16 protein-coding genes and 1 pseudogene are annotated in these 16714 nt (G+C 59.2%); 5 read left to right on the top strand and 12 right to left on the bottom strand.

Annotated features, from left to right (window positions below; genetic code table 11):
* The first annotated feature begins 154 nt into the window (after positions 1-154).
* From Q0Z94_RS02435 to Q0Z94_RS02420, 4 genes are all read left to right on the top strand, one after another.
* On the top strand, positions 155-2041 hold the full coding sequence (locus tag Q0Z94_RS02435) for an alkaline phosphatase family protein (protein ID WP_298067363.1): 1887 nt from the start codon (positions 155-157) through the stop codon (positions 2039-2041).
* A gap of 81 nt (positions 2042-2122) precedes the next feature.
* Positions 2123-2653 (top strand): hypothetical protein, encoded by a 531-nt coding sequence (locus Q0Z94_RS02430; RefSeq protein WP_298067360.1) that lies wholly within the window; start codon positions 2123-2125, stop codon positions 2651-2653.
* Between the two features lie 97 nt (positions 2654-2750).
* Positions 2751-3182 carry an OsmC family protein gene (locus tag Q0Z94_RS02425; protein WP_298067358.1) on the top strand — a complete coding sequence of 144 codons (432 nt, stop codon included), beginning with the start codon at positions 2751-2753 and terminating at the stop codon, positions 3180-3182.
* Positions 3183-3535: 353 nt separating this feature from the next.
* Entirely contained in the window at positions 3536-3880 is a 345-nt protein-coding gene (locus tag Q0Z94_RS02420) for a multidrug efflux SMR transporter (RefSeq protein WP_298067355.1), read from the top strand.
* Between the two features lie 144 nt (positions 3881-4024).
* Here the strand turns inward: Q0Z94_RS02420 and Q0Z94_RS02415 are convergent, their stop codons facing one another.
* Positions 4025-5470: a sigma 54-interacting transcriptional regulator gene (locus Q0Z94_RS02415; protein WP_298067352.1), complete on the bottom strand. Its 1446-nt coding sequence runs from the start codon at positions 5468-5470 to the stop codon at positions 4025-4027.
* Positions 5471-5670: 200 nt separating this feature from the next.
* Here Q0Z94_RS02415 and Q0Z94_RS02410 point away from each other — a divergent pair, with 200 nt between their 5' ends.
* On the top strand, positions 5671-6513 hold the full coding sequence (locus tag Q0Z94_RS02410) for a GyrI-like domain-containing protein (protein WP_298067351.1): 843 nt from the start codon (positions 5671-5673) through the stop codon (positions 6511-6513).
* A gap of 114 nt (positions 6514-6627) precedes the next feature.
* Here Q0Z94_RS02410 and eutP read toward each other — a convergent pair whose 3' ends face one another.
* From eutP to Q0Z94_RS02355, 11 genes and pseudogenes are all read right to left on the bottom strand, one after another.
* Positions 6628-7104 (bottom strand): EutP/PduV family microcompartment system protein, encoded by a 477-nt coding sequence (gene eutP / locus Q0Z94_RS02405; RefSeq protein WP_298067350.1) that lies wholly within the window; start codon positions 7102-7104, stop codon positions 6628-6630.
* Positions 7098-8207: a 1-propanol dehydrogenase PduQ gene (locus Q0Z94_RS02400; RefSeq protein WP_298067348.1), complete on the bottom strand. Its 1110-nt coding sequence runs from the start codon at positions 8205-8207 to the stop codon at positions 7098-7100. Before Q0Z94_RS02400 ends, eutP begins: the two co-directional genes overlap by 7 nt.
* Positions 8208-8299: 92 nt before the next feature.
* Positions 8300-8590: a BMC domain-containing protein gene (locus Q0Z94_RS02395; RefSeq protein ID WP_298067346.1), complete on the bottom strand. Its 291-nt coding sequence runs from the start codon at positions 8588-8590 to the stop codon at positions 8300-8302.
* Between the two features lie 202 nt (positions 8591-8792).
* Complete coding sequence (locus tag Q0Z94_RS02390) at positions 8793-9170, bottom strand: hypothetical protein (RefSeq protein ID WP_298067345.1); 378 nt, start codon at positions 9168-9170, stop codon at positions 8793-8795.
* A 2-nt stretch (positions 9171-9172) separates the two neighbouring features.
* Positions 9173-9727 carry a BMC domain-containing protein gene (locus tag Q0Z94_RS02385; RefSeq protein WP_298067343.1) on the bottom strand — a complete coding sequence of 185 codons (555 nt, stop codon included), beginning with the start codon at positions 9725-9727 and terminating at the stop codon, positions 9173-9175.
* Positions 9728-10059: 332 nt separating this feature from the next.
* On the bottom strand, positions 10060-10344 hold the full coding sequence (locus tag Q0Z94_RS02380) for a BMC domain-containing protein (protein WP_298067341.1): 285 nt from the start codon (positions 10342-10344) through the stop codon (positions 10060-10062).
* A gap of 102 nt (positions 10345-10446) precedes the next feature.
* Entirely contained in the window at positions 10447-11373 is a 927-nt protein-coding gene (gene cutD, locus Q0Z94_RS02375) for a choline TMA-lyase-activating enzyme (protein WP_298067339.1), read from the bottom strand.
* A gap of 81 nt (positions 11374-11454) precedes the next feature.
* Positions 11455-14028 carry a choline trimethylamine-lyase gene (gene cutC, locus Q0Z94_RS02370; protein ID WP_366517561.1) on the bottom strand — a complete coding sequence of 858 codons (2574 nt, stop codon included), beginning with the start codon at positions 14026-14028 and terminating at the stop codon, positions 11455-11457.
* A 26-nt stretch (positions 14029-14054) separates the two neighbouring features.
* Positions 14055-15539 carry an aldehyde dehydrogenase family protein gene (locus Q0Z94_RS02365; protein ID WP_298067335.1) on the bottom strand — a complete coding sequence of 495 codons (1485 nt, stop codon included), beginning with the start codon at positions 15537-15539 and terminating at the stop codon, positions 14055-14057.
* A gap of 45 nt (positions 15540-15584) precedes the next feature.
* Positions 15585-15917, bottom strand: coding sequence for a BMC domain-containing protein (locus Q0Z94_RS02360; RefSeq protein WP_366517560.1), 333 nt, complete (start codon positions 15915-15917; stop codon positions 15585-15587).
* Positions 15918-15941: 24 nt separating this feature from the next.
* Positions 15942-16187 (bottom strand): annotated as a pseudogene (locus Q0Z94_RS02355) (BMC domain-containing protein); the annotation flags it as partial.
* Between the last annotated feature and the right edge of the window lie 527 nt (positions 16188-16714).

The following is a 16714-nucleotide window of genomic DNA, read 5'->3' as shown; positions in this document are numbered from 1 at the left end:
GTTTGTGTAAGTGCTTTTGTAACCTTCCGTTTAATTGGAAATATTTCTTCAAAATCCTCAGAGAATGATTTTTGGCACGGTTTTTGAAATATGGAGCGCAGGGCAGGCTTTCCTGCCGGACCATCCATCCAATATGCGTTTCAAGGAGCTTCCTATGTCGCCCAAAGCAAAAAGAGCCGCGCTCATCGGCTACGACTGCCTTATCCCCAAACGCCTCGAAGCGATGCTCGCCCAGGGCGGACTGGACAACTTCCGCAAGTTCATGGCCGAAGGGAGTTTCATCCCCGAAGGCTACAATCTGCCCACTGTCACGCCTCCGTCCTGGGCCACCATCTGCACGGGCGCCTATCCCCGCACCCACGGTGTGGAAGATTACTATTACTACCACGAAGGCCGCAGCCTCGACTACAAGGAGACCTCGCAGGCCTTCGGTTCCGACATTCTGACCGCCCAGACCATCTGGGACGCATGGGACAAGGCGGGCAAGAAGTGCATCGTGGTGAACTACCCCATGTCCTGGCCTTCGCACATGAACAACGGCATCCTGGTCATGGGGCAGGGGCTTTCTCCCGCAGAGACCCGCTGGCCGCTGCATGGCAACGAACACAAGGAATTTCTCGCTTCCGAGAGCGTGATCTCCACCGACTACTACCCGATGGGTGTTCAGGGGCGTTTCGATGACGCCAAGGGCTGGAAGAATCTCCCCGACTGCGATGAGCCTCTGGAAATGACCGTGAAGATGCACTTCAAGGAATCCATTGAGCCGCTGAACGATCAGACGTGGTACGGCCTGGCCTGGGAAAGCGGTGACGATGGCTTTGACACCTTTGCACTCTGCCCGGAAAAGGACTACGCCAAGGCCTTCTTCACCATCAAGGTCGGCCAGTGGAGTGAGCCGGTGCAGCACGATTTCACCATCGCCGCTGACGGGCGCACCGAAAAGGGTGTATTCCGCTGCAAGCTGATGCAGCTCTCCGATGACGCGGAAGAGTTCAAGCTGTACGTCTCCGGCATTGCCGGACGCATCGGCTTCATTTCGCCCGCCTCCGCCGCGGATCAGATCGACCTCTCCCGTCAGATTACCGCCAACGACATCGGCCTCGTAGCCTACCTGCACGGTATCATCGATACCGATACCGTGTGTGAGCTGGTGGAATTTCACAGCGCGTGGCTCTGGAACGCCGTCAAGTGCCTGCTCACTGCCAACCCCGACTGGGATCTGTTCTACATGCACTCCCACCCCATCGACTGGTTCTATCACGGCTGGCTGAGCGATCTGGACAGCAAGGATCCCGAGGTACGCGCCCGCGCTGAAAAGATGGAGCGCCACATCTATACCGTGGAAGACCGTCTCCTGGGCAATCTTATGGAACTCATGGGCGAGGAAACCCTCATGTGTGTGTGCTCCGACCACGGCGCCACCCCCATGGGGCCCATCCTCAACACCGCCCATGCACTCAGGGAAGCCGGTCTCTGCTCCTACGAACCCAAGAAGTCGGAAAACTACTGGGACATTTACGAAGAATCCGAGGGCTTCAACTACGTCCTCGACGTGAACAAATCCCTTGCGGTTCCGCAGCGCTACATGTTCGTGTATGTGAACCTCAAGGGCAGATACCCCGGCGGCATCGTGGAGCCTGAAGATTACGAGAAGGTACGTTCCCGCATCATTGACGCCCTCCTGGACTACCGGCATCCCGAGACGGGCGAGCGTCCCGTGCTTCTGGCCGTGCGTAAGGAAGACGCCCACGTCTTCGGCATGGGCGGAGCGCAGGCTGGTGACGTGGTCTATGTGCTCAAGCCCGAGTATATGGCGGAACACGGCTACGGCCTGCCCACCGGTGAATCCGGCTGCGGCAGCCTGAAGAATCTGCTCATGTTCCGCGGACCCAACATCAAAAAGGGCTTCCGCTATCCCCGCCCCCGCTGGCTGGCCGACATCGTGCCCACGCTCTGCTACATCACCGGCAACCCCATCCCCGCTGATGCGGAAGGCGCGCCCATCTACCAGATCATGGAAGATCCGAACCTCGTCAAGTAAGTGCCGGCCTGCGGGTGCCCCGCAGACCGGGGTCTTCGGTTTACACTCACAACAGATTGACTCTTTTGAAGGAATACCGACATGGCTGAGAAAAAAGCTGTCCTCGTGCTCAACGCCTCTGCGGACTCTCTGAAGAAGGCCGCACTTCTCCCCAACGCAAGCTGCTCCGGCATGGCCGAAGCCGCAGAAGCCCTCGGTGCGGTTCGGTCCGAAGCCGACGGCATCGCCGCCCTGTTTGAAACCCCAGGTGAAACGGTCTTCGTTCTCGCCGAAGGAGACGCCGCTCTCGCCGCCGCCGTGGAAGCCGCCGACCGCCGCACCCTGATCGTCGTCGTCAACGGCTCCGGCGCTGCCTTCCAGGGTCTCGCCATCAACGGCAAGGCCGGTTCCGTGGACCGAGCCGTCAACGCGCAGGACATTGCCGTCACCATCGCCACCATCGCCGACCTTCCCGTCAGCGAAGCCTGCACAGGTGCCATCATCTATCAGGTGATGAAGAACCCCAACCTGAAGCTCGACGAAATCAGAAAACTCAAGGAAGCTATTGCCCGCATGGAATCCGTGATCCAGCGCGACAACCGCGAACCCTGGGATAAGCACGACTGCGCCTGATATCAGAGGGGCCGCACTCTCCCCCTCGGCGCCCGGATGACACGCCGCGCGTGCTCCGGGCGTTTCCCTTCCTGCCATCCATCCAAGGAGCCTTCCCATGCAGCTTACTGTCGCCTATCATAGAGACGGAGACGTTCACACCATCGACACCGGCGGTGCCGCACTGAAGCAGATCGTCGTTGACAACACCAACATCCCTGCGGACAAGCGCAGCGGTACGGCCAAGCAGCTTCTTTGCGCCTCCGCGCTGTACTGCTACGCATCTGCTCTCAACGCCGCCATGGAAGCCCGCGGACTCAACTATACCAGCCTCGACCTCAACGCCGTGATGGACGTTGACGCCAACGAAAAAGGCCAGAGCCGCGTCCTGAAAATCACCATCACCGCCAATGTGGGCATCGATGAAGAAGATCTTGACCTCTTCGACCGTGTGGCCCGTGTCATGAAGAATGGCTGCCTTGTCACCGGTTCCCTGCATGACGGCATTGAAATGGTCTATCAGCTCAACCCCGTCTACGAGGAAGACTGACCTGAAGCGGGGGGGGACGGTTTCATCCCTCCCCGCTTCCGCAGGCTATTCCGTCAGCCCAGGAACGGCGCAGACTCCGGCAAGGGAGTACGATCGGCGTGGCCCGGGCAAAAATTTTTTTTGGCCTGAAGCATTATCTTACAGGATGAGTTGCTGACAAAACGGCGAAGCCAGGGAACGCCTTTTCCCTCCATCCAGAAAGTTCAGGCTGCACAGCCGGTTGGAGGAGCGATGGCGGATGGCTTTCTCAAGTGACGTCTTCAATACAGCCCCCCTTGTGCACTGACACGAAGCAAGAGAGAATCTGGCGAGGCAACCCCACTGCCTGCGCACCCCAAACAAGGAAACACGACATGCGCGGACTGCTCATGACTTACGGCCTGCTTCTGATTACTATTCTGGCCGAGACGTTCGCTACCTCCTGCCTCAACGCTTCCAAACAGTTCACACGGCTCGTTCCCACGCTTTGCGCCATCGCAGGCTATGTGGTGTCCTTCTATGCCCTTTCCCATGTCCTGAAGACTATGCCTGTGGGCATCGCCTACGCTATCTGGTGCGCGCTCGGCATCATCTTCGTTTCCGCCGTGGGCGTGTTCTACTTCAAACAGCACCTCGACCTGCCCGCCTATATCGGCCTTGGCCTCATGATTGCGGGCGTCCTCGTCATCAACCTTTTCTCCGATTCCGTGCGGCATTGAGGGAGGGCCAGGGATACGGGAGTTTCCGTGCCAGCATCCCCGGCCTTTCCGCCACTGAAAAACACAACGGGGCGGATTACATGCCCTGATTCAGCACGGGTGAGGCTGCTGACATTTCTCTCTTCGGGGTGTAAACGGCAGAGGTCAGGCTTTGGAGTGCGCTTTGCCGCTCTCTTTTCTGCCGCCGAGTCCCAGTCTTTTCATTTTCCGCTGCAAGGTACGCAGGTTGAGACCCAGCCTTTGCGCGGCCTCACCCCGATGCCAGCGGCAGGCGTCCAGCGTTTTTCTGATGAGCTTCTCTTCAAGCTGAAGCGTTGCTTCTTCCAGCGTGACTCCAGCTTCCGTCTCCTGCGGCAGAACGGCTGCGGACCAGCGGGCCGCTTCGCCGAGGGAATCCAGCGCCGCCTCGCCGAACGCCGCGTAGCGATCGAGAAAGTTATACAGTTCCCGAATGTTGCCGGGCCACTGATAGCGCTCCATGGCCAGGCGCACGTTGAGCGGAATGTCTATCTGCACGCCGCGCCTGTCCTGCCAGCCTGCGATGAGCAGCGGCAGGTCGCTCAGCCGTTCCCGGAGCGGTGGCACCGTGATGGCAAGGACGTGTACGCGGTAATAGAAGTCGGAACGCATCTTTTTTTCCTTCACCAGCCGGTGAAGATCCTGGTTGGTTGCCGCCACCAGCCGAAAGGAAGAAGTTTTGGGCGTATGGCTGCCCACGGGCGTGTACATCTTGTTTTCCAGTGTGCGCAGCAGCTTCACCTGAAGATGCAGGGGAAGTTCCCCGATTTCGTCAAGAAACAGCGTCCCGCCGTCGGCCGCGGCGATATAGCCTTCCTTATTGCCAGTGGCTCCGGTAAAGGCTCCCTTGACATGGCCGAAAAATTCGCTCTCCATGAGCGCGTCCGGGATGGCACCGCAGTTCACCGGAATATAGGGGCCTTTTCTGCCGCTCAGCGTATGGATGGCCCGCGCCGCCACGTCCTTGCCCACGCCGGTCTCCCCGTAGATGATGACGTTGGTCTCGGTCTCCGCCGCCTTCAGGATCAGCTCGTAGACGTGGCGCATACTTTCGCTCTGCCCCACCAGATTGCCGAGGCTGAAGAGCGTGGACGACGCGGCTCGGATTTGCCGGTTTTCTTCTCGAAGGCTTAGTTCCATGAACTTCTGTTCGCTCACGTCCAGCATCAGGCCTTCAAGATACCACAGCCCATCGTCCGGTCCGAACACGCCTTCTCCCTGGTCCCAGATCCACTTTGTCACGCTGCCGGGCAGAAGCAGCCGGTACATGACCTGATACGGCTCACGGCGGACAACTCTGTCATAGATTTCCTGCCGCATTCTGACCAGATCGTCCGGGTGCGTCATGCGCTCGAAGACGTTTTGCTTCTGTCCCAGAAGCACATTGGCTGCGATGCCGATGAGCCGCTGGCTGCCTTCGCTGACGAACTCCAGCACATATTCAAAATGCTGCGAGCCATCGTCGTCTGCAACCTTGTCCACCCGGCAGCGGTACACCATGCCGGGAATATGGGTGAGGAGACGGTAGTAACTCTCTTCCACAGTGGGAGCGAAATACGGCTGTTCCATCATGGACTCTCCTTATCTGCGGCTCCATGAGACACGCGCATTCCCGCGGAACAGTCAGCAAGTTTAAGCCCCCCCCTCCGAGGCGTCAAGCGCATTCGGAGAGGGAGGCTGATGGAGGCTGGTCAAAACGCTCCGAACAGGCTATAAACAGACTGTTCGGGATTCAACCGCAGGCCGCCCGCCCCTCCCTCCCAGGATCCGCCATGCCACGCAAGCAACAGTATTCCATCGGTGAATTGAGCCGGCTTTGCAACATCTCCAAAAAGGCGCTCCGCTTCTACGACAAGATCGGCCTTATTTCGTCACTGCGCCACGATAACAACAATTACCGGATGTACACGCATGACGATCTGCTGCTCGTGCCGGTGCTGAAGTATTACAAACAGATGGGCTTCCGGCTCGACGAGATGCGCACGTTCATTTCCGGCTGTCAGGGGCATGTGTACAGCGCGCTGCGCACGGCCTTTGAACACAAGCTGGACGAACTGCACAAGGCGCAGACGGAATTGAATCGCTGTGAGAAATCCGTCCGTGACTGGTATTCACTGATGCGCGAGGCGGAACTGGTCATCGCCGATGGTGCGCGCGAGGTCTCGGTCAAGTATGTAGAAAGCGCGCGGCTGCTGTTTCAGGATCAGTCCTTTGAGAGTGATCTTAAATCCGCCATTATCAATCTCGACTTCATGAATCATGTGGAAAAGACCGGCAATGCCATCACCGGGCCGGTGTATATTCAGTTTTCCAGCCTCAGGGACAGAATGGAGGGAAAGTCTCAGCGTATCCGCATCATGCAGCGGGTGATCGAACCCTGCGGGGAGGGTGAACGCGTGGACTTCGGCGGCTGTCTGATGGCCTCCTGCTACCACATCGGCGCACATGAAAACGTTCGGAAGACGTACGAAAAATGCCTGGAATGGCTGGAGAGCCACGGCTACACTCCGGGCGAGGACTGCTGTGAACGCTATGTTTCCGACTACTGGACCACGAGCAACAGCGACGTGCATGTAACGGAACTGCTCATCAGGGTGAACCGCGAACCCGCGTAGGCTTCGCCTCGGGGTGCAAAAAAAGCAGACTTCCGGGAATATCCAGTTTTTGTTTTAAGGACGGCGGAGGAGGCAAGCCGCAAGCCTGTATAAGACAGGCCCCGGCTTGACGCGTCAATTCTCCACAGCAGAGCGCAGAGCGTCCATACCCGTGCCTTGCGTCACACTGACGCAGAAGATTTCCCTCACGCCTGCATTGTGCAGGAAGCGGCGTGCGCGGTCGATATCCGCTTCGGGCAGGTCTATCTTGGTGACGACGCCGATGACGCGGCGGTTGAACATGGACGCAAAGGCCGGAGGAATCTGGCAGGAGCGCCGGGCGGCATCCTGAACGAAAGCCAGCATGTCGCATTCGGCGGAGGCGGTGATGAGTGCGGAATAGAAGCGGCGGTTCTCCAGAAATTCGCTGGGCGTGTTGACGAAATTTCGGAAGAAGTCTATCGCAAGCACCTTGCGCGATGCATAGTCCGCTCCGGAAAGCGCACGGATAAGCGAACTCTTGCCCGACTTCCACTCCCCGATGAGAATAATCTTGCGCATGGTTCGGCTGTGGCCGCCGTCAGGCTCCGGCGGGATCAGGGCGTCTACCACGCCTGCTCCAGCAACAGCCGGAGATCCGCCAGAGACGGTCTGCGGGGGTTGCTTTTTGTGCACATGTCGTCCAGCGCGTGGGATGCCATGGTGTCGAGTGCGGCGCGGAACGCTGTCTCCTCGACTTTGAGATCCCGGATACGGGTGGGAATGCCCATGTTCTCATTCAGCCGGAGGACGGCCTCGACAAGGGCGCTGGTGCCTTCCTCCACATTGGCGTGAGGCAGGCCGATGATACGAGCCAGCTCGCGGTAGCGGACGCCTGCATCAAAGCTGTTGAAGCGTATGGTGTGGGGCAGAAGCACGGCGTTTGCCAGTCCGTGGGGAATATGGAACTGTCCGCCCAGAGCGTGGGCCATGCTGTGAGTGATGCCAAGTCCGCTGTTGTTGAAGGCCATGCCGGCCATGCAGGAACCGAGAAGCATCATCTCCCTGGCCTGCATGTCTTCCATCTGCTGATATGCCTTGAAGAGGAAGGAGAATACATAACGTATGGCCTGTACCGCCAGCATATCGGTAAAGGCGTTGTTCTCGCGCGAGGTATAGGCTTCCACGGCATGGGTCAGCACGTCCATGCCCGTAGCTGCCGTGACCGAAGGCGGCACGGTGCGGGTGAAGCGGGCATCGAGAATGGCCACGTCCGGGATGAGCAGTTCGTCGTTGAGCGGAATCTTCACACCATGGGTCTTGTCCGTGACTACGGAAATGGCCGTGACTTCAGAACCCGTGCCGCTGGTGGTGGGAATGGCGGCGAGAAGGGGGCGGGGAAGCTGCGGCGCGGCCCTGCCCGCAAAAAAGGCTATGGCCTTTGCGGTGTCGATGGCGGAACCGCCGCCGAGAGCCACGATGAGATCCGCCCGCGCGGACACGAATTCCACCGTGCCTCGTTTCACTGTTTCCAGCGACGGGTCAGGCTCCACATGGGAAAAAAGACAGTGCGGTATGTTCCGCCGTTCCAAATGGCTGGTAATCTGATCGGCAAAGCCGCTTTTGACCATGAACGGATCCGTCACCACGAAGGCGCGGGTACAGGGCAGTTCCTCCAGCGTATCAAGAGCGTATCTGCCATAGCAGATCTTTGTTTTCCCGCGGAACTGAGTCACGCTGTTTCTCCAGGAAGGTTGCTTCACCACGGGACGTGCCCGTGCAAAACGAGGGAATGTTTGACCCCTGCTTCTTTAAATGCAGACGTGCGCTAGTCAGCGCCTTTGGGACGGCGGGGCAGAATCATCTCCACTTCATCGTGCGGGCGGGGAATGACATGAGAGCTGCGCAGATGCCCCACTCGCCCGGCAGCGGCGGCTCCAGCATCGACAGCGGCCTTTACGGCGCCCACGTCGCCGCGCACCATGACGGTAACTATGCCGCCCTCCACCTGTTCGCGGTTGACAAGTGTGACGTTGGCGGCCTTGAGCATGGCGTCTGCTGCTTCAATGCAGCCGACCAGCCCCCACGTTTCGATCATGCCGAGTGCGTCCTGTTTCATTAAACGTTCCTTTGAGGTTTGAAAGTTCTCCCTGTAGGGGGAAGCGTGATTGGTAACACGGTGAAACCGATGGAATCCTTTTCCGTAGCCGTTCCCTTCAGGGAGGGAACGGCTCTGGATTGAAAATTCGTCTTGTCTGGTTTTGCCTGCTGTAGTGCTAACCTTCGGCACGGCGGATTTTCCGTCATGCGCCAGGCACGGGTCAGATGTTGTCCTTGATGGTTTTGAGAGCTTCCACCGTCATACGGCGCACCTCTTCGGGATCAGTCACGCCGTACTGCCTGCGCAGCATGGAGGCCACCGCAAGGGTCAGGCTCTCCAGACTGCCCGCGGACGCGAGAGTCGCGCCTTCCTCCGGGCCGACGAAAAACGTCCTGCCCGCACCGCAGCAGCCACGGCACGCGCTCGCAGACTGCACAGCAGGACCCGGTTCCTCGCCGTAGACAACGGTCACGCCGCGCCGATGCAGCTCGTCCTTAGCCCCCGGAGACAGCATTCTGTTCCGGTTCACATAAAGTCTGCCGTCCTGAGCGCAGAGGAAGGAATCAAGATTGTCCACAGTTATCAGTTCTTTTTTCATGCTTACCTCACGAGGCCCGTCAAGGCCGCTGCCAGCGATGCGGCGGGATGGGGAATGACCACGGCTTCCACAAGCCGTGATCCGAGCGCTTCTTCTGCCGCGTTCACGGCTTCGCGCACTGCGGCCACGTCGCCGCCGAGGACGAAGAAGGCTTTTCCGGCAATGCCCTGGCCAGAGACAAATTTCAGCAGTCGGACTTCCGAACGCTTTACCGCCTTGTCCGCGGCGTCAAGCCCCGCCGAGACAACGCGGCTTTCCACCACGCCCAGTGCTTCTCCCGGGAGAGATGGTTCACTGCGCTTCAATGCGGCTATGAGCAGGGGGGAAATGTGGGAGATAACGAAAGAACCGGCCAGTTTTCTGCCCGATCCCCTGGCCAGTCTGACGGAGGTTTCCACAGCCTCGCGGTCACCCGCAACGTAGATGAGGAAGCGGCCGGAACACAGCGTTGCGGCGCGCAGCAGTTCGACGCTGGCCGCCTTGACCATGGCGTCGGCCAGCTCCACGCCGGAAGCGATGCTCGTGACTTCCACAATTCCAAGGCTGTCCACATCCATCTTACAGACCTCTGGCAATCTTCGCTTTGTCCAGGATGCCCGCAAGGGCGGCATCCACGGCTATGTCGGGCAAGGCAAGCGCCATGCGTGCGGTGAAACCGATCATCATGAGAGAACCTGTTTGCCCACGCAGTCGGCGGCAAGGATTGCGTAACGTTTGCCGTCCACCGGATCGAAGCGCGTACGACCATGAGTTTGGGGCCGTTCAGCGCTTTTTACCAATGAGCATCCGTCCTTCCTGTCCCTCATACCCTTTTCCAGTTCAGACTGCAACGGCGTCACGCTCAGCCTGCGCCGTGAAAGGCCGGAGTCTGCGCTCCGGCCCGCTGTCCTTACGCTTCCCTCTGGGGAAGGATAAGCTCGACTTCGGAATGGGGACGGGGAATGACGTGGACGCTGATGAGTTCGCCTACCTTCTGCGCAGCGGCGGAACCGGCGTCCGTGGCGGCCTTCACCGCGCCGACATCGCCGCGGACCATGACGGTAACAAGTCCGCCGCCGACCTGCACACGGCCGATAAGAGTGACGTTCGCGGCCTTGACCATAGCATCGGCGGCTTCGACGGCCCCGACGAGGCCCTTGGTTTCGATCATGCCCAAAGCGTTGGTGGAAGTCATGGCTGTCTCCTTAGGTTTTCTGGTTGAAATGGGGAACCGGCGCCCGCAGGCTCCGGGAACGGGTGAACGCCAGCATAGTTAGTTCGCAGAACTTTTTTCGGCTCAATGTCTGACGATGGTCACAGGGAAATCGTATTGTCTGATGATTCTCTCCACGCGCGCCAGGTCGGCATCGCTCAGGGCAGGGTCGCCCGGCAGGGGATAACTTCGGTCGAGCTGCGCGTACTTGCCGACACCCAGCTTGTGGTACGGCAGCAGATCAATGCCCTTGCAGTTGCGGTGATCTCTGTAGGGCGACAGGAAGCGCACCAAGGCCTCGATATCGCGTTCTCCATCGTTGATTCCCTTAAGCAGGGGGACGCGTACCTTGACGTGGCAGCGGTTTTCCAGCAGCCAGCGCAGATTGTCGAGAATCGGTTCGTTGCGGACGCCGGTGAGCTGGCGGTGACGGTCGGAATCCATATGCTTCACATCGAAGAGGAAGAGATCTGTCACCTCAGCCGCCCGGCGCACCACTCCGGGCCGGGCGTAGCCGCAGGTCTCGATGGCGGTATTGATTCCGCGCTGGCGGCAGGCAGTCAGCAGGTTGATCGCGGCTTCGGGCTGCATGAGTACTTCGCCGCCGCTCAGGGTCACGCCGCCGCCGGAACTCTGGTAGAACGGCATGTCTTCTTCAATGATTTCCATGAGTTCCGAAATGGTGCGGTATTCACCCGACACGCCGAGCGCAGCCTGGGTGCAGGCTTCCTCGCATCTGCGGCAGCCCACACACTCCGCCTCTCGTTTCACCGTGTGGCGCGAGCCTTCCATGACGTGAACGCCCGCTGGACAGGCCGCGGCGCAGGCCCCGCAGTCCACGCAGCGATCCTTCTTGAACAGAATCTGAAAGCTGCGAAGCTGTCCTTCCGGGTTGGAGCACCAGAGACAGCGCAAGGGGCAGCCCTTGAAGAAGACCAGCGTCCTGATGCCTGGCCCGTCATACAGATTATATTTCTGTATGTTGAATATCAGCGCCTTTCTTTCCACCACGAAACGGCTCCACCTGATTCGTCCTGTTCCTGAGCGGCCGCAGCTACGGCCGTGCCTGTTTACGATGTCCGAAGAGCCGGACTAGATGGAACGGAGTACCGTTCTGCTGATGATCTCGTCCTGCACGTCCTTGCACAGTTCCACGAAGAAGGCGCTGTACCCGGCCACACGAACCACCAGATCCCGATAATCCCTGGGATGCTGCTGGGCTTCCAGCAGCGTATCGTTGTCGAGGTAGTTGAACTGCATTTCGCCGTTGCCCAGAATACTTGCCGTGCGGATGAGCGTGACAATGCCGTTCTCGCCTTCGGGTGTGTCAAGCAGCCCGCTCATCAGCTTGAAGTTGTGGACGAGACCAATGTTCATGTTGTCGTTGGCCATTTTGGACACGCTTTTGATGATGGCCGTGGGACCCTTGTAGTCGGCGCCCTGCGTGGGGCTGATGCCATCGGAAAGCGGCAGCCAGGCGTGGCGGCCGTTGGCCGATGCTCCGGTGAGCTGACCGAAGGGCGTGTTGTTGGAAATGGACAGCGTACCGTGGCTCAGCACGGAATACAGCGTCCTGTATTTGCGGTGCTCGCGTTCGGTAAAGGCGATGAGGTCGGCGGCGATGTAGTCCGCGTAGTCGTCATCGTTGCCGTACTTGGGCGCGGCAAGGCAGTCTGCACGGATCTGGTCATAGCCCTGGAAGTCCGCCTTGAGTGCCTCGTTGAGCTGTTCGAGGGTGTATTTTCTGTCGTCGTACACCAGCTTTTTAATGGCGGACATGGAGTCCGTGTAGGTGGCAAGGCCGCTCCAGACCACACCGGGTCCGAAGTTGTACATTGCGCCGCCCGAAGATACGTCGCAGCCGTGCTCCATGCAGCCCTCATACATGATGGACATGAGCGGCTTGGGCGCAAGTTCACGGTGGACGCGCTGGGAAATGACCGTGGCTACGGATGTCCACTTGGTGATATACTTGATCTGTTCCTTCACCGCAGCATCGAATTTTTCCCAAGTGTCGAACTGCGACAGGTCGCCGAGGTCGGGGCAGACCTGCTTGCCGTACCACAGCGGCACACCGTGGTTGAGCACAAGCTCGATGCAGATGGGCCACTGGGTGTAGGACGTGGAGGTCCACTGGTACAGCCGGCCGGCCTTCTGTGGTTCCACGCAGCCCATGAGACAGTAGTCACGGGCGTCCTCCATGGACACGCCCTTGGCCAGCATCATCTTGATGTGCGTGTCATCGAAATGCACAGCCGGGAAGCCCATGCCGGAGCGGATAACGTCCACAATCTTGCGGAGGTACTTCTCCGGCGACTTGTTATGGACGCGGGTGGCCAGTGAAGGCTGGTAGATACGCACATGGCGCACGGCGTCCATGAGCAGATAGGTCAGCTCGTTGGTGGCGTCGCGGCCCTCGCGGGTGATGCCGCCCACGCACATGTTCACAAAGGGCTGGTATCCGGCGAAGAACTTGGAGCCGCCTTCACTGGTCAGCCACATCATTTCCGACATCTTGATGAGCATACAGCCCGCAAGATCGAACGCCTGGTATTCGGTCATGCGTCCGGAATCCAGGTCGGCCTTGAAGAAGGGATACATATACTGATCCACGCGGCCGATGGACATGCCTGTCTGGTTTTCTTCCACGGGCAGCAGAGATTCTATGGTCCACACGGACTGAATGGCTTCCCAGAAAGTTGTGGGAGCGTGGGCGGGTACGCGGGCGTTCACTTCGGAAATCTTCAGGAGTTCGGCCTTGCGCACGGGGTCGGTCTCCTGCGCCGCAAGCTCCGCCGCGTATTCCGAAAGACGGCGGGCATAGGCCATCACACCCTCGGTGGTGTCGATAATGGACTTGTAGAAATAGATCTTGTCCAGATCTTCTGGGTTCTCGTAGTCCAGATGCTCAAGATGTTCGCGGGCCTCGCGCTGAACATCCAGCATACCCTTCTTCATCAGGATGACGTCGTAGCCGGGGTTGGAGTCGCCGCCGCCGTTCAGGGCATGGTAGGAACAGTCGGATACGAAGGATTCGCCTGAAAGTTCCCAGACTCCGGCTTCGCGGTACTGCGCCTCGCAGTATTCGTCCACGGACTTGCCTTCCCAGTAGGGGAAAATTTCCTCACGCAGAACCTTCTTATCTTCTTCGGAAATGTAGAAGGGATCCTGCGGGCGCTTGGAGATGGTATCAAGCTCGTCGCGCAGCCAGCGCCAGGAAATATCGGGAGAGAAAGCGCCGGTGCGCGGCCCGCCGCAGGGACAGCCCACGATAAGTTCGTCCTTCTGGATGACCAGGGGGGCGGTTTCGCAGCAGCGACGGAACGCCTTGGCCCGCAGCTCGATTTTGGGCAGACCGGGATTCGCCTTGTCGATTTCTGTGATGACCCGCGCACGATGGATGGAAATGGTCGGAACCTGTTTCAGGAAGTTGGCCTTGAGACGTTTATGCCTTTCGGTGGGGCCGTTGGGAATGCCGGTTCCCGCAGCCTGAACGCATGCAGCGGACGCAGGTGTCTCGGCAGGCGCGGCAGGAATGGTGCTGGCCGCCTTCTGGAGAAGTTCCGAGGACACGCCTTCAAATATCCTTCTCAGGGACTCCCGTTCCGCGGGGGACAGATTCCTGGTCGCCTCAGCAATCTTGCTGGAAAAATCGTGAAGATCCACCATAGTTCCTCCGTTGGTGAAAAGCGTCATTTCTGTTCGGTGCCGGACAGTGCAGCTACCGCTTCCCGCAGAAGCGCGCGCAGTGTGTCAAGCCTGTCTTCAGCCGGCTGTTCCGGCTGTGCGGCCGGCGCGGTCTCAGGTTCATACAGGAGCTTGTCCGCGCTCCGCACGCCGTAGCCGACTCTGCGGATATAGACAAGATTCATGGGGGAAACGTTGTCCGAGGTCATGCCGTGCCCGGCCAGCCCGCTGCCGAGCGTCAGCGCCGGGAAAAGCTCCGTGGTGATGCCCATGCCGCCGAGGGCTGCGGGTGTGTTCACCAGCAGTCTGGCTACCGGCTTTTTCAGGGCGAACTGCCGGATCACTTCGGCGTCCCGCGAATGGATGACCAGTGTGTGTCCGGCCCTGTCGAAGAGCAGCAGCTCAATGCACTTCTCACAGGCGTGCATCCAGTCGTCTTCGACGTACCAGGGAAGCACGGGAGCCAGAAGCTCACGGTTGTATGCGTCGGTCTCGGAAACGTAGCGGCGTTCGGCAATGAGCAGCTTCGTTCCTTCCGGCACATAAAAATTTGCCCTGTGTGCAAGGGTAACGGCATCGATGCCCAGCATGTCGCGGCGGCGCCTGCCGTCGTGGTGAAAGAGTACTGCGGCAAGGGCACGGGTTTCGCGCTCACCCAGGAAGCAGGCGCCTTCTTCCTCGAAGATGCGCCGGGTCTCTTCGGCAATGCAGGCGTCTACTACCACGCACTGTTCCGCCGAAGGCGCGATGCCGCAGTCGAACGTCTTGCTGAGAATGATGTCTCGCACGGCCTGGCGCACATCGGCGGTACGTTCGATGAAGGCCGGTCCGTTGCCCGTGCCGCCGCAGATCAGGGGCTTGCCTGCGGCTTCCGCCGCCGCCACCATGCCGGACACGCCCGTCAGCAGAACGAGAGACGTGGCCGGATGCTGCATAAGTTCCGCCGTGCCGCTTTTCGTGGTGATCTCAAGGTAGGAGATGCAGCCTTCCGGCAGTCCGGCGGCCGTGGCCGCGGCGATGACGAGGTCGAGGGTTCTGGCCATGCAGCGCACCGCCCGCGGATGCAGGGAAAAGACGATGGCGTTACCAGACTTGATGGCCAGAAGCGATTTGTAAATGGTGGTGGATACCGGACTGGTGGAAGGGCATAAGGCTGCGATGACGCCGCGCGGCACCCCGACTTCCAGAATATTTCCCTTTTCATCGGTCTTCAGCGTACCCACGCAGCGCATCCCGCGCAGGGCAAGCTTCAGTCTGCGGCAGACGAAAAGAATCTCCACCTGTTTGTCTTCCGGCCGTCCGTAGTCGGTTTCCTCAAAGGATAGCGCCGCCAGCTCCGCGGCGTGGGTTTCCATGACCCCGGCCACATGTTCAACGATGGTGTCCAGCTGTTCCTGGGAAAACGCGGCAAGTTTCTTCTGCGCTTCTCTCGCATTCTCCGCAAGGATTCTGGCGTACTGTATGGAGAGCAGATCTTTGTCGGCAATCATCCTTCCGATCCCCTTCCGGTGTCCCGTATCCCGAAAGTCTTCCCGTCAGCCGAGAAGGTTTTCGATGGCGTAGCGTCTGGTCATCTTGACAAGATCCCTGTGCGGCGTGGGGATCACGCAGGAACTGTACACCGTCGTTCCCATGGCCTCCACAGCCTTGACGCCCGCAGCAACGGCCGCCTTGCATGCGGCCACATCGCCCTGGGTGAGGACGGAAATATATCCCGACGCCACGTTTTCATAGCCGATAAGTTCCACATCGGCGGCCTTGATCATGGCATCGGCGGCTTCGAGCATGTAGACGATGCCGAACGTTTCGATAAGGGCCAGGGCGCGCAGCGGCGGCTCTGAGGGTTCGTTGAGTACGCTGTGAACCATGGCGATCTCGCCCACCCCGCGCACGGGGCGCGGCATGACGTTGTGCGCCGTCAGCTTGCCAATGGAGGACGCCGCAACCCTGCCCGCATCCACGGAAGCGCGCACCGCGGCCACATCACCCTTGACCATGATCGTCACCAGCGTGGAACCCACGTTCTCATAGGAGAAAAGCTGGACATCGGCGGCTTTCAGCATGGCGTCCGCGCCGTAGATGGCGGGCACCATTCCGAGGGTTTCGATCAGGCCCATAGCCTCGTCGTGATAGTTCATACTTTCTCCGTCGGGTTCAGGATTCACGGTTTCGCAGATCCGAGGATGCGGCGAAAACCTTTTCGTGACAATACCGAAATGTTAGTCCTTCCCCATAGGGGAATGTCAAGAATATTTATACGAAAAAAAGCAACGGAACGCAAAAGGCCGCATCCGCACTTAAAGCAAGCAAACTCACGCCGTTGCAAGTCTTTTCTATAAACTGTTTGTTTAGTCATTCAAGATAGTTGAAGAAAAATTTTTGGCTTCCAGGCCGCCGCCCGCCGTATCAGAATCAAATTTTTTTTCCCAAGGCACGGGATGAACTTGCCCTAATAACAGGCAAAAATTTCAAAAGGCACGGTTTGGAGCCGAAGAGCGCGTTTTTGCGGTAAATCAGGGTTGACCTTCCCCCCAGGGGTAAGGTTATTCTTGTCACTATTCCGGCAAGGTGTCCTGCAGGCTTTCTGCAAGACAGCCAGCAGGAAGACTCGAGGCTTCTCCTTATGGAAGGCCTGAAAGGGCAAAGCGGGGCGAAGCGTTCGCCC

Origin of the sequence: uncultured Mailhella sp., from assembly GCF_947631555.1 — a bacterium.
Taxonomy (GTDB): Bacteria; Desulfobacterota; Desulfovibrionia; order Desulfovibrionales; family Desulfovibrionaceae; genus Mailhella.
This window is presented reverse-complemented; position numbering and strand designations above follow the sequence as displayed.